14 protein-coding genes are annotated in these 12,752 nt (G+C 59.7%); 2 read left to right on the forward strand and 12 right to left on the reverse strand.

Annotated features, from left to right (window positions below):
• Positions 1-49: 49 nt before the first annotated feature.
• The 11 genes from LPA46_RS11850 to LPA46_RS11895 form a co-directional block, all read right to left on the reverse strand.
• Positions 50-1,456, reverse strand: a complete 1,407-nt coding sequence (locus tag LPA46_RS11850) for a zinc ribbon domain-containing protein (RefSeq protein ID WP_230892670.1) — start codon at positions 1,454-1,456, stop codon at positions 50-52.
• Positions 1,453-2,625: a thiolase C-terminal domain-containing protein gene (locus LPA46_RS11855; protein ID WP_230892671.1), complete on the reverse strand. Its 1,173-nt coding sequence runs from the start codon at positions 2,623-2,625 to the stop codon at positions 1,453-1,455. The genes LPA46_RS11850 and LPA46_RS11855 overlap by 4 nt, the downstream gene beginning before the upstream one ends.
• Before the next feature lie 433 nt (positions 2,626-3,058).
• A complete protein-coding gene (locus LPA46_RS19190) occupies positions 3,059-3,229 on the reverse strand; it encodes a PaaD-like zinc ribbon domain-containing protein (protein ID WP_442908244.1) in 171 nt (56 codons plus the stop codon).
• 3 nt (positions 3,230-3,232) lie between these two features.
• Positions 3,233-3,652 carry a metal-sulfur cluster assembly factor gene (locus LPA46_RS11860; protein WP_230892672.1) on the reverse strand — a complete coding sequence of 140 codons (420 nt, stop codon included), beginning with the start codon at positions 3,650-3,652 and terminating at the stop codon, positions 3,233-3,235.
• Between the two features lie 5 nt (positions 3,653-3,657).
• Complete coding sequence (locus tag LPA46_RS11865) at positions 3,658-4,590, reverse strand: 1,2-phenylacetyl-CoA epoxidase subunit PaaC (RefSeq protein ID WP_230892673.1); 933 nt, start codon at positions 4,588-4,590, stop codon at positions 3,658-3,660.
• Positions 4,590-4,967 carry a hypothetical protein gene (locus tag LPA46_RS11870; RefSeq protein WP_230892674.1) on the reverse strand — a complete coding sequence of 126 codons (378 nt, stop codon included), beginning with the start codon at positions 4,965-4,967 and terminating at the stop codon, positions 4,590-4,592. The genes LPA46_RS11865 and LPA46_RS11870 overlap by 1 nt, the downstream gene beginning before the upstream one ends.
• Before the next feature lie 2 nt (positions 4,968-4,969).
• Positions 4,970-5,962 carry a Phenylacetic acid catabolic protein gene (locus tag LPA46_RS11875; protein ID WP_230892675.1) on the reverse strand — a complete coding sequence of 331 codons (993 nt, stop codon included), beginning with the start codon at positions 5,960-5,962 and terminating at the stop codon, positions 4,970-4,972.
• A gap of 194 nt (positions 5,963-6,156) precedes the next feature.
• The gene (locus LPA46_RS11880) at positions 6,157-6,771 is read right to left on the reverse strand and encodes a VOC family protein (RefSeq protein ID WP_230892727.1); all 615 of its coding nucleotides are present in this window, start codon (positions 6,769-6,771) and stop codon (positions 6,157-6,159) included.
• 169 nt (positions 6,772-6,940) lie between these two features.
• Positions 6,941-7,891, reverse strand: coding sequence for a ring-cleaving dioxygenase (locus LPA46_RS11885; RefSeq protein WP_230892676.1), 951 nt, complete (start codon positions 7,889-7,891; stop codon positions 6,941-6,943).
• A gap of 75 nt (positions 7,892-7,966) precedes the next feature.
• On the reverse strand, positions 7,967-8,731 hold the full coding sequence (locus LPA46_RS11890; RefSeq protein WP_442908245.1) for a CoA-transferase subunit beta: 765 nt from the start codon (positions 8,729-8,731) through the stop codon (positions 7,967-7,969).
• Positions 8,728-9,654, reverse strand: a complete 927-nt coding sequence (locus LPA46_RS11895) for a CoA transferase subunit A (protein ID WP_230892678.1) — start codon at positions 9,652-9,654, stop codon at positions 8,728-8,730. Before LPA46_RS11895 ends, LPA46_RS11890 begins: the two co-directional genes overlap by 4 nt.
• A gap of 277 nt (positions 9,655-9,931) precedes the next feature.
• Here LPA46_RS11895 and LPA46_RS11900 point away from each other — a divergent pair, with 277 nt between their 5' ends.
• Both LPA46_RS11900 and LPA46_RS11905 read left to right on the forward strand, forming a co-directional pair.
• On the forward strand, positions 9,932-10,396 hold the full coding sequence (locus LPA46_RS11900; RefSeq protein WP_230892679.1) for a cupin domain-containing protein: 465 nt from the start codon (positions 9,932-9,934) through the stop codon (positions 10,394-10,396).
• 417 nt (positions 10,397-10,813) lie between these two features.
• Positions 10,814-11,158, forward strand: a complete 345-nt coding sequence (locus tag LPA46_RS11905; protein ID WP_230892680.1) for a winged helix-turn-helix transcriptional regulator — start codon at positions 10,814-10,816, stop codon at positions 11,156-11,158.
• Between the two features lie 190 nt (positions 11,159-11,348).
• Here the strand turns inward: LPA46_RS11905 and LPA46_RS11910 are convergent, their stop codons facing one another.
• Positions 11,349-12,572, reverse strand: a complete 1,224-nt coding sequence (locus LPA46_RS11910) for an iron-containing alcohol dehydrogenase family protein (RefSeq protein ID WP_230892681.1) — start codon at positions 12,570-12,572, stop codon at positions 11,349-11,351.
• Positions 12,573-12,752 lie beyond the last annotated feature (180 nt).

Raw genomic sequence — 12,752 nt, forward strand, 5'->3', positions numbered from 1 at the left:
TGACCCTTCGTGCGGTGGTCGCTCAATATCAGGACCTACTCCCTGCCGATTATTCAACTGGTTTGAATTTGATCCCGTAGCGAGGAACGTCTTGCTGGTCGTATATCCGTCTGAGTGTCGCCCGAACAGTGGTTCCCACTGTCACGGCGTTTGGGTCTGTGTCGGTGAGCTGCGCGGGGAGCGTTACAGTTCCATGCTCTGTCTCTAGGGCGATGATCGCTACGGCATACGCGCCCGTACGTTGCTGGAGTTCCGCAAACTCGGGCGGTGCGCCGTCTTGTCTGATGACGGTTACTGCCTGAACCGTACCAGTTCGCGGTGCTTCGAACGTTTCGAAGTCCGTCCTGGCGTGACACTGTTGGCAGGCGCCGTCCGGCGGGAAGGTGACGCCATCGCAGGCGGAGCACCGTCCCGCTATGAGTCGGTATCGCTGGTCCAGTGACCGTCGCCAGGTGGGAAGGCTCACGTGCGCCCCGCCGCCTGAGACCGTCCCATCACCCACATAGCCCCGTTTCCGGAGGTAGGACAGGTAATCTATGCCATCTTGTTCGGCCGTATCGATTCCTGCGACGGAGAGACCACCTTCGAAGGCGACCGCAGCGGCGCTTCCCCCACCGAAGAACGCCCCGATTGTCAGGTCATCATCCGCCGCCTCTGCGAGCGCCGAGAGAAGGCCAACCGGAACAGTCGCTGCGCCAGCGTCGCCGATCTCGTCGGCGACCGTTCCCCGTGCCACGGCCTCGTTGGACAGTGGGAGATCGGCCGCAGCGCGGTACGGAAAGGTTCCATTCCGCTGGTGCATGGCAGCACCAGTCGCCGAACTAGTGTCAACCTCAAGGGCTCCTACTGCTTTTGTGATTCCTGTCCGGATGATATTCCGCTCGTATGTCGTGATATCGAGCGAGCGCACAGTCTGATCACCACGCTGGCGGTACCGGATGCCTGGCGCGTCGTCGGTATACCACGCGATCTCGTGGATCGGAACGGTAGGATCGTGATCGATCAGAAACGCCGCGGCGGCGGCGCCAAGCGGATGGTCTGTCGCGGCGGGCTTACCCTTAGGACAGTCAGTCGTAACCACGAGTGCTGTCCCGTCAGCGTCCAGCGCACGGGCAAACGCCTCTGCGCCGGCCGCAGTGTGCTGCCCGATGGTCGTGCTTGTGACGGTCTCTGGAAGGCCAAGCGCCCGGACGAGGCGGGGCACGAACTCGCCTTCGTCTAGGGGCGGCGTTGTGGTCGCAGCGACAATCAGGTCGATGGTAGCGGGGTCACGTTGACTCGCGGCTAGCGTCTGTTCAGCCGCTGCGACTGCCATCGTCAACGCGTCCTCGTCGGCGGCAGGAACTGTTTTTTGGTTGATACCTGCAGCGTGTGCGGTATCCCAGGCTGCCTCTATCTTGTCGGTCGATAGTCGGAAGCGAGGAAGATAGCCGCCCGCAGTTACAATCCCTCTCATGCCTGTTTCACCCGTTCGAAGATATGCACGGTAACGCCCCCCCCCCCGCTTCCTCCGACATTATGTGTGAGCCCATAGCGAGGTTCGGCCACCTGTACATGTGCTTCGCCGCGCAACTGCTCGAATGCCTCAACTATCTGTCCAGTCCCCGTGGCCCCGATTGGATGGCCTTTTGACTTAAGGCCGCCGCTGGTGTTCGTGGGGAGGGTGCCCCCAGGATCGGTGCTCCCCTCCCGCAGCAGTTGGCTTGCTTCTCCACGGTCACAAAAGCCGAGATCCTCGTAGGCAAGGAGCTCCGCGATCGCGAAGCAATCGTGGACTTCTGCGAAATCGAGGTCTTCCGGCCCAATATTCGCTGCTTCGTAGGCTGCCTTGCCGGCTCGCACGCTTGCCGGAATACTCGTTAGCGACTCCCGTTGGAAGAGGCCAACCCGGCCGCTCGAGGCTCCCATCCCCGCAACCCGGATTAGCGTGTCGCTGTACTCCCGAGCGACTGCTTCGCTAGCGACGATCACGGCGCTCGCCCCATCAGTTGTCGGACAGCAGTGGTAGAGATTGAGTGGGTCCGCGACCAGCGGTGCGGAGACCGCCTCATCGAGTGAGCACTCGAACCCGAGGTGTGCTTTTGGATTCTGTGCGCCGTTTCGGTGATTCTTCACGGCGACCCTGCTCAAATCTTCCACCGTTGTCTCGTACTGGGCAATATGTGCGCTCGCCATTTGCGCATAGACGCCCGCGAACGTCGTGCCACTAGTTCGTTCCCATTCCGTCTCGCCGCTGACGCCCAGCCACCAGCGCGTCTGGTCGGAACTCGTGTCCGTCATCATCTCGTACCCGCCGGCTAGTGCGACATCGGCGAGTCCAGCCCGGACGGCAGTCACTGCCTGCCGAAACGCATAGCCACTGGCCGCGCAGGCGTTTTCCACTCGCGTCGTCGGAATGCCGTGGAGCCCGATGTGTTCCGTTACTGCTGGACCCGATAGGCCGATCTGGCGCCCGCCGACACCGAGAGTTCCGAGGTACGCTGCCTCGATTTGATCGAGTGCCACGTCTCCATTAATGCTGGCGAGTGCCGCATCAAACGCCTCGTCGAACAACGTCAGGTACGTCTCCTCTGGTAGGGAGCCGAACGGCGATTGGCCGGCTCCGAGTACATAGGCATCACGCATCGGTCGACCTCTTATTCGTCCCCATGGGTCTAAAAGGTACAGGGCGAAATACGCGCCGATCAACGGTGGAACATACTGGTCGCGCCTCTACTACTTCCGGTGAGTGACACACCGCAACTCGTTGCCGAATGCCTGGTTACCACAGCCGTCTGTCGTACATTCGTGCGTCGCACAGTACTGGATGCCGTCGCCGGTGTTTGCCGGCATCGAGCAACCGCCGAGTGCACATTCGTGATCCTTGCAGTACTGGCTGTTCACGGCCTGGTTTGTGCAGTCATCCTCGGCACAGTTGGACACGGTATTTGGCATATATTTTCTATCGATGCTACTAGTATTTATATGTCAAGGGCGTCGTACGACACCTCATACCAGATTGGCAAGCGGTCGCCAGCAGAGAGCTTGGTCGATGATGATGCGTGGAGTGCCAGGGTCGTCAGTCGAACTGCTCGAACGGTTCCCCACACTGCTGGCAGACGAACATTTTTCGACACATCGCTGTGCCCTTGCGTTGCTCAAGGACCGTGTCTGTCGAACCACAGAACGGACACGCGATGCTGGGCTGCTCTGTGTCCGCTGTGGACGACCTCCTGTTAAAGCGTACCATCTGTCAGTTGTGACAGGTTGGATCGGGCGCCTCATCGTATCCAGGCACCGCAATTCCGTACTCGTTAAGCTGTTCACGACCGCGGTCCGTAATACGGTCGTAGTCCCAGGCAGGGGAGTATACCGTTGTGATGTCGACCTCGTTAATTCCCTCGACACCGATGACAGCCCGCTCGATATCTCCAGTGATGATATCCTTGGCGGGGCAGCCCGTATACGTAAGAGTCAGGTCGATTTCCACCCGTCCGTCAGTGACCGCGACGTCGTAGATCAGCCCTAAGTCCACGACGCTTATCGGGAGTTCCGGGTCCTGAACGGAGCGAAGCGCAGCCCACACGTTCCGTGTCGTCGCGTCGGCTTGCTCGATCGCTCGTTCAGGGTCGGCGGGTGGGGTTGTGGTGGTGTCAGTCGTATCGGTGCTCATCGGTTTTATACCTCGTATCTGGTGACAGGGTGGTCGCCGACAAGTCCCGCTTCTGCGGAGTGGATCTCGCCCACTAACTGGTCAAGTGCGGCCGTGTGTTCGCCACGACGGCCGTTGGTCGCAGGCGGTTCGCCAAGTGATTCCAGCACTTCCTCGTTAATATCAATTGGCCGACCGAGCAGGCGCTCATGGACCTGATCGAGCCAGTCATCTTGAAGATCCGCCGGAGCACGGTCGATGATCCCGTCCGAAACGAGCGGATCGATGATCTCATCAGGGAACGCAAAGAGGTCGGCGGCGTTCGGTAAGTGCTCGTTGAACGCGGTTGTGAGTCGCTCCTGGCCTTCATCAGTAGTTGTTAGCCGATCAAGCCAGAGATCGACATGTTCGCGGTGGAATGATTCCTCGTTCAGGATTGCCTCGGCACGCGCCGAAAGATCCCCGTTGAGCAAATCATTTCCATCCCTGATCGTCTCCACCAGTAAGCGCTCGGCGTCGTGATAGACCGCGCTAATCGCGATCAGATCCTCGAACTTAATCGCCTCTGCCGGCGGCCGCTTGTACTCTCCGTCAGGGCCACGGAGCGATTCGCTTCGGAGTTCTGCGCGCTGGACATCGACGTGCTTTGGCTCTACGAGGATTGAGTTGCGCCGTGCTTTGGGCGCACGGTTAAGGCCGAGATTGTCGAGATCGTAGGTCGTCCCCTCGACAGCAGGGCGAAGTGCTTCGGGGACCGGCAGGTCATGATCGAGGATCACCTCATACCACATTCGGGCGTGGCCTAGTTCGTCCTGGGACATCGACGCAAGCGTGTTGTCCTCCTCAAAGGTTGGGGCTTGCGCCACCCAGTCCGAGAGTCGATGACCGATGACGAAGTCGTCGTCGGCGAGTGAGAGTAGGAACCGCGTCAGTTCGGACTCGTAGTCAGTGGCAACCATTATCCGAACACCTCCTCATCGTCATCAGCGATCTCCGGAAGTTCCATGTTCCGAGCATAGTATGCGGTCGTTCGGTAGTCACGATCGGCACTTGGCGCGAGTGATGCTTGCTTCGATGGCTTCACAATATCGTCGTGCGCGACGACCCAGACGCCTTCGGGGTTCCACCGCCGCTCGATCGTCTCTCGTGTCTGCGATAATGCGAGTTCGCTGTCGGACGACACCACCGTCTCTTCATACTGGTAGGGCTCGCCTGGTTCCCATTGCACGAACACCGCGAACCGCTCGCCATGGTCACCGCTGAACGCCTCCGTGATATCCGGATGATGCGTTTCCTCAAGAACGAACTCGTCTTCGTCGCCGGTGTCTTCGCTCATCGTTAGTCCCCCGTGGCCGGTGCGTTGCCGGCCTGATTTTGAGCCTGTTGCTTGGCATAGGCATCCATCGCGTCAACAACCCACTGGCCGGCATCAAAGGCACGGCGACGTCCCTCGAGTCGCTCCTGGGTCTTCGGGCCGTTCCCCTGCGCGAGCTGTTTCGCAGGGACGATATGAGGATTTTCGTTCGGATCCGGAGCCGTGAAAACCCATTTCTCTTCCTCCTTGTCGTATCGGAACTTATCGTCCGGGATCTCGAGCCCCAACTTCCGGTACGTCGGGACGTTATTGTCGAAGAAGTTCTGCCTGATTTCGTCGGAGGTGGCAGGCCTGATTCGAAGCTCCTTCAGCCGGTCTTCGATGTGGTCGGACTGTGAAAACTTCCCGAAGAAGCGGACCGCTCGGGGCCACCATCGCTCGAACGCGTCTTGGAGCGCCTCTTGCTGTGCCTTCGAGCCGGTGGCGTGTTTTGCAGCCATGTGCTGTCCCCACCGCGTGTGGAACTCCTCCTCACGGCAGTTACGTCGCATTTGGCGCCGTAATGGCCCATAGCTGGATTGTTGGAGCTGATGTAGAATATGGGAGGCACTAGTGTCGATCGTGAGCGCGACCATCACCACGTCTAACCACTCCTCAACAGGATAGTGAAGCGGCGCGCCCCAAGTCGTCTCCCCCGTCATCAGCTTCTCTATCATTTCCCGCCGATCTGCACCCAAGCTCTCAGCGACACGCCACTGCATCTGGGCGTGGCCGATCTCGTCCTGAATCTTTGCGTTGAACGCGAGCTTCGTCTGGTAGTCCGGGGTGTTCTGAAGCCAATGTCCCTCCGAGAACGCGCCCATGAACTCGACGTTCCCCGCGGCCTGCAGCATTCCGACCATGAGCTGCTTGTACTCATCAGTGAGCTCGTCAGGGTCTTCGATTATCTCTCCGTTCTGAACTCGCTCCTCCAAACTGCGATCTTCTGAACTTTGGGGCATGTTGAACCCTATCATAGGCCACGGTATTGGACATGATAAATATTATTATAATATTATTTATATTTCCCACCGTCAAGAATCAGTGGGTGCCTGCCTAGAAGCGAAACTCCATCGATACCTACGCGCCCTCCGCCTACGAGTGGTCATCGATTGCGTTGATACGGTTGGAAGACGATGCAGTTGTCGCGGGGAGGCGGACGGAGTTAACCTCAGACGTCGCGCCCCGCTGGCGCGGTATTGAGGTCCCGCTGCTCGGCTTCGATCCCAAGCTCGGCAAGCGCCTCGCGCATGTGGCGTTCCGTAACGAACTCGGCGTCATCGGCTACTCGCTTCTGGTGAGCGGTGGCAAGTACTGCACTGCGGCGGTCATCTGGAATCGTAAACTTCTCCGCGACGAGTTCGATTGTGAGTCCATTGTTGTCCTCGGTGTATAGTGAGTGAAACGCTCCTCGATCGTACTCGGACCAAGAGTGACCGGCGTCATCGAGCGCCGTTTTTATCTCGTTTATCCGCTTACCCTCAATCCGAAATGCGAGGTGGTGGACGTGCCCCGGGGCGGGATCCGACAGCGACGCTGAGTCACGCTCGTCGGTCACGAAAAACGTCAGGAGACGTCCGTCACCCGTCTCGAAGAAGAGGTGGGTGAGCTCCGATCGATCAAGGTTTGGTTGACTGAGGACGAGCGGCATGCCCAGAATGTCGCGATAGAACTGGATCGTTTCCCCAGGATCGGTCCCCTCTACAGTGATATGATCTGTCCCTTGAACGCGGAGTTGACTGTCTGGCCGGTCTGCCGTGACGGGAACGTCAGTTCGCTCTGCCATGATTGCCACTTTCATCTACAGCGATTACGTGCATATAAGTTTGGGTCAGCCCAAGAGGTCGTGCGTGGGAGCGATACCGTGACAGTCACCCCTGGTGGCGTTCTGCCTCCATACTGTCTAGCACCCAGACGCTGTCTGTCCCCCGCTAGGTAGCGAATACAATCACGTATCAGTCCGGGTGCGTTCCGACGGAGAGATCCGGGAGGACCGCTTCGAGCCTGTCCCGCTCCGTCTCGAGCGAGGGCGGAAGCTTCAGTGCCGTCCCCAGCGAGTCCCTCGCTTCGTCGCGTTCGAACCCCGGACCGTCAGTCGCGATCTCAAGGAGGATCCCGCCGGGTTCGCGGAAGTAGATTGACTTAAAGTATTGCCGATTTTTTACTCGTGTCACTCGCAACGGGAGATCCATGTCCGATAGCCGTTCACGCCAAGCAGCCTGCGTGTCTTCATTAGCAGTCCGAAACGCGACATGGTGTACTGTTCCTGCACCGGGGCGCCCCGGCGCTGCCCCCGGGCGATCCAAGAGGTCGACGACAGTCCGTGGATCACCGGGAGTGGAATACCGAATCCGGTCGCTCTCTCGGCCACGCTGCTCGTAGCCAAGCACGGCCAGAATCCTCTCGGTTGCCTCAAGATCGGCGGATAACAGCGTCACGCCATGTATCCCACGCAGTGCATGCTCCGGCGCTACGGGACCCTCACACCATGGCTCGGCAGCGGCAGGTCCCGTAACAAGTTCAAGCGGTTGCCCGTCGCTATCTTTGAACGGGATTACAGTCCGGCCGAACCGCTCCTCCGTCTGGCCGCGGTTGACGTCGTGGGCATCAAGTCGATCGATCCAGTACTGCACGGCGCCGTCAGGAATGGTGAACGCAGTGGCAACCGGTTGGCCCCGTCCGATCTGCCCTCGATAGCCGGTTCCGAACGGGAAAAACGTCAGCAGCGCTCCCGGTGCTCCAGTCTCGTTGCCATAGTACAGGTGGTAGGTCGTGGGATCGTCAAAGTTTACGGTTCGTTTGACCAGCCGAAACCCCAGCACTTGCGTGTAAAACTCGGCGTTGTGCTGAGGATCACTTGCGACTGCGGTCACATGATGAAGTCCTGGCACGCTTTGCTCGCGCATTACACGAAGCAACAATGCAACCACCCAATAAAGCTTTGCCACGGCCGGTGTCCGGCACTAGGAGCAAGCCGCCCGTCACTCACTGCCTGTGTAGATTTTCTCCGGATCGAGTTCCTCACGAATGAGTCGCAACTCTTCCGCAGTTGGCGGCCGAGTTTCCCTCACAGAGTCGTCGAACTGTAGGTCCCACCCGGTTGCCGCTTGGATCCGCTGACGGGACGCCGTGGGGTGGACTTCCGTGACATACATCTCCCCGTCGTCGTCGAACCGCATAACCGCTTTGTCTGTGATCACAGCATCTGGTCCACCTCTGAGGCCCAACTCCATGCGATTGTCGCGCCCACCGACATACCCAGGACTCGTGACGAAATCGACTGCTTCAGGGAAGCGTCGTTCCGTATGGGGGGAGATGATGATCGTTCTATGGCTGTTGCTAGCAATCTCGCAGGCGCCGCCGCTGCCGGGCAGGCGAACCGTGGGATCATCGTAGTCCCCGATGACCGTTGAGTTGATATTGCCCCAGCGATCGATCTGTGCACCGCCGAGGAACCCAACGTCGATCCGACCCGCCTGGAGGTAGTAGCCGAAGCCGCGGGCCATCGGAACGATGCTCCGTGCTCCGGTGGCAAGGACAGGATCACCGATGGACAGCGGGAGCGAGGAGGGGTCGGATCCGATCGTTCCCGACTCGTACATCATCTCTAGGCCGGGCGCATGTGTCCGTTTGGCTAGGTTACAGGCGAGATTCGGGACGCCGACGCCGACCAAGACCGTATCATCGTCGGTGAGTTCCTGTGCTGCCCGCGTGATCATCAGCTCCGTCTCGGTATAACTTGTCATGAGTTCGAGTAGCGGCCCATGTTGACCGGGGCGGCATAGTTCGTTTCGGGCTGGAGGTCAAGCACGCGATCCGCCCCAAGCTTCTCAAGATACTCCGTGTGGGTTGCGGTACCGTACACCCACTCTTCGAGCCATGCAACCGTCGATTCATGCGTCTCGGAAATGGTGTCCCACTCCAGATAGGCCTCGTTATCGCGATTGTAGTATCCTTGCACGTACGATGGATGCGTCCCATACGGCTCTTTGACGACGTAATCCACCGTCGTTTGGGGGATCTCGGTTCGATTTGGATCGCTCCGAATCACCGATCCATCGACGAGTTCTTCGACGCTCAGGACGACGGTGTCCGCAGCGAACGCCGCTTCGATCGTCTCACCGCAAATCCCCCAAAGATGGGCGTTCCCTGACTCGTCGGCCCGTTGGGCGTGTATGATCGCAACATCCGGCATCAGCGGCGGGACAACGGCAATCTCGGTGGGCCCCTCCTCGTACGGGTTCGTCACTGTTCGAATGTTGTCGTTGGTGTCGATTAGATCCGATCCCGTGTACGACTTAAGCGGAAGAAAAGGCAGTCCCTGTGCCCCGGCGGCGAGGCGGGAAACCATCCCGAAATGGGAGTACTCCTCAATCTCGATGGGGGCCGGGACGCCGTCCTCGACAGCCCGTCGGAACGCGCGGAGACTGCCGACCCCTGGATTTCCCGCCCAGGAAAACGTCACTTTGTCCGCACACCCGGCCGCAATCATCCGGTCGTAGATTAGGTCCGGCGTCGCACGGATTAGGTTCAATCCTTGATACTCCTGCCGGATGATTTCGTGCCCGGCGGCGAACGGGATGAGGTGTGTGAATCCACCTAAGTAGACATCCTGTCCATCGTCAAGTGACCGCTTGATCGCGGTCTGCATATCGGTTACTTTGCTCATGGTGTGGTCCTCCCCGGTCAGTGAGACCCGCCTGTAGCGCGGCCACAGAGGGTTCAGCCCACCTCGCGGCAGCGGTGTTCGTTTCCGTAGGGGATGGCGTCCATGCCGGAGTGGCGGGACATCCTGCGGACCGGAACTCCATCCCGGTTTTCCATCGGTCACCTCTTAATGGTATGGGCTCTGAACCGATGCGGGTTGGACCTTGCTGTCAGGTATAGGCAACGATGGGTGATACCCCAATATATTTGTATTGTGGCAAAGAACCCCGAGGTGTAGTATGGCAGATCAAGCCATGGACCAGACCACGGACGAGTATAGCGTGTACGTGCCGGACAAAGATGATGCCGAAGGATTTCCGATCGACATCGACGATCCGGTGCAAGTCAACCTCATCGAGGAGACTGGCATGGAGAGCATGCGGGCTCGCCTCTGGTATTTCGAGCCTGGCGAGAAGGTGAGTTATCACTATCACCACGAACAAGAGGAAATTTTCTACGTTGTACAAGGCACCGGCCAGGTTGTCGTCGGGGAGGACCAAGAGGAAATTGAGGTCCCGGAAGGCGGGTTCTTCCGTCCCGAGACAACGACGCCACGCCAGCTGCGCAACGATAGCGACGAGGAGGTCGTGTGGCTGATCATCGGTGCACCGCCCGAAGTCGAAGCAAAGATCTGGGACACGTACGACGAGGCCGGCCAGCCTGCTGACGACGGCGAGTTCAAGGACTTGGACCACTTCTTCTGACTTCGCCGCCTTCCAGCCATTCTTCCTGCGGAGTCCGGTGGTGGATATGCTATTTCGTAACGTTACAATCCGGCGTCTTGCCGATGTCTGGCGTCTGTCGATCAGCCTATTGCGGTTCGCGCTGCCCCACAGCCACCCATCATCACGGTGGCTGCCGGTGGTGTCGCTCATAGCGGCTGCCTGCTGTCCGGGCGAGTGGACACCGTTGACCGGCGGAGATGGACTGCAGTCCTAGTGCCGGTAGGACAACCCGCCACGCACCACGGCGCAAGGCCCGTGCTGTCAGGCTGCGACAGACGCCGTCCTGCCGGCCGATGCGCTCGCCTCTATCCCCACGGTACACGGCCTAGGTGGCCAGTCTACGCTGAACGAATCCGAACCACTATTACCTAGGGCCAGCATAACTCTTGCTGTCGCATGACTACTAATGACACACCATCTGCCGACGACCAGCCCAGCACTCACCACACGGCAGTCCGGAAGGCGTTTGCCCACCTTGGGCATGAGGGGCGCTTACTCGTCCTATACGACTTACAGACGGGATCGAAGCGATTTACTGAGATCAAACGCTCAACCGGCCTGTCCGCGGCGACGCTTTCGCGAACGCTTGCGTCCCTGCAAGCCCGTACGCTCATCACGAGCCGTACCGCACAGACGTCCCACGCCGCGACGTACTACTGTCTCACCGAGAAAGGTGCGGCACTACACGAGATGTTCAAGACGCTCGAAGAGCAGGTCACACCGGCCGAGTGGTCAGAGTAGCTGCACATCACGTACGTCCTACCACGACAGCGCGGACGAGTATGGCCATCAGCGGCGCTCTATTGGGCCTCGGTTGATGGTCGTGTTTCAGGGTACTATGCCGTCGATCGCGGCGATAGTGGCGCATCGATCGTCGTAGCTGGTGTCATTCCCGCCAGCGCCGGACCTGTGTCCACGTCGGTCGCGTTCCCTACCACATGGATGCAAACACCTCCTCGAGCTCCGACGGGTCGGGATTCAGGTCCGGGGGGGCGTTCGACATAAAGGCGTCCTCGATGACCGCCACCGCGAGCTCGGGGAAGTGGTGTTGCTTGGCCTCAGCCACGTTTCGCAACCGAGCGGGGAGCTCAAGCTCGTTGCGGACGGCCGCCACGGCGTTGACCACCGCCTCAGCGGTCGCCTGCTCGCACCTGGCGCCGTCGCCGACATTCAGTGCTTCCGCGAGCAGGTCGCGACGGCCGTCCACAGTCGCAAAGAGATAGTCTAAGACGTGCGGTGCGGCGATTGCGTGGGCTACGCCTTGCTGGATCGGATACCGGCGCGTGAGGGCGTGGCCGAAGGCGTGAATGATTGAAACCCGATACGTTCGCGGGGTCGACAGCCCGTACTGGACGAGCGCAGTCCCCTGAAGCACCTGCGCAAGGGCCGCCTCGCTGGTCGCCTCGTCAGTAATCGACGGGAGCCCAGCCTGTAACAGTCGGAGGCCTCGCATCGCTGTCGCGTCGGTAATAGGCGTTCGGTGGCTGGAGTAGAGCATCTCGATTCCCTTGTCGAAGCCGTTCATCGCCGAGCGTGCGAGAATCCGCTTGGGGGTTGTCGCGACCAGCTCGGTATCATAGAACACCGCGGTCGGCATCAACCGTTGATCGCCCACACCTCCGCTCGGGATGTCGGCGAGGGGTGTCTCCTCAGGTTCCATACTCAGTTTCACACCCGCAACTTGCGAGAGGTCCGCGCCCGGCAGGGTCGTTGGAATCGCGAACAGCTCCGGTAGAGCCCGGTCCGCGGGGGGTAGGAGCATCTCCTCACGGGCCAGAATTTCGCCGGTAACAGCGTCCAGGGGACAGTCATGACCCGCAAGCACGCTGATGATCTTCGCCGTATCGAGACTGCTCCCACCGCCGACTGGTACAAGAGCATCAATCTCCTTCTCACGGACCAAGTGTGCCCCCTCGTAGGCGGTCTGCAGGTACTTCTCCGGAGTCACTTCCGCAAACACGTCGATGAGACTCGAACCTAGACCGTCGCGGACCGGGTCCAGCACGGCCGGCGTGGCCGCGATTGTCGACCCTGTGATGATAAGGGCTCGTGACAGCCCCTGTTGGCGGAGTACTGTCTCCAGATTGGCGACAATACCGGGGCCGTGATGCATTGCTGGCGGCGCGTATTCGAAGGTAAATGACTCGTCGTCCATCGCAACTCGACATGCAGCGTAGAGTGGTATAATAGTATGGCCCCCTTTTCGTGTGCCGGACCCTCACTGCCTACTGCGGGTAACGACCATCCCATTAGTAGCGTTGGCACCAGACTCCCACCCAGCATATGCCCTTCCTTTTTATCCCCTTACAGATACACGTGTGTCACGCTGCTCGCC

The organism is Halobacterium sp. KA-6, assembly GCF_021029015.1.
In the GTDB taxonomy this organism is placed as follows: Archaea; Halobacteriota; Halobacteria; order Halobacteriales; family Halobacteriaceae; genus Halobacterium.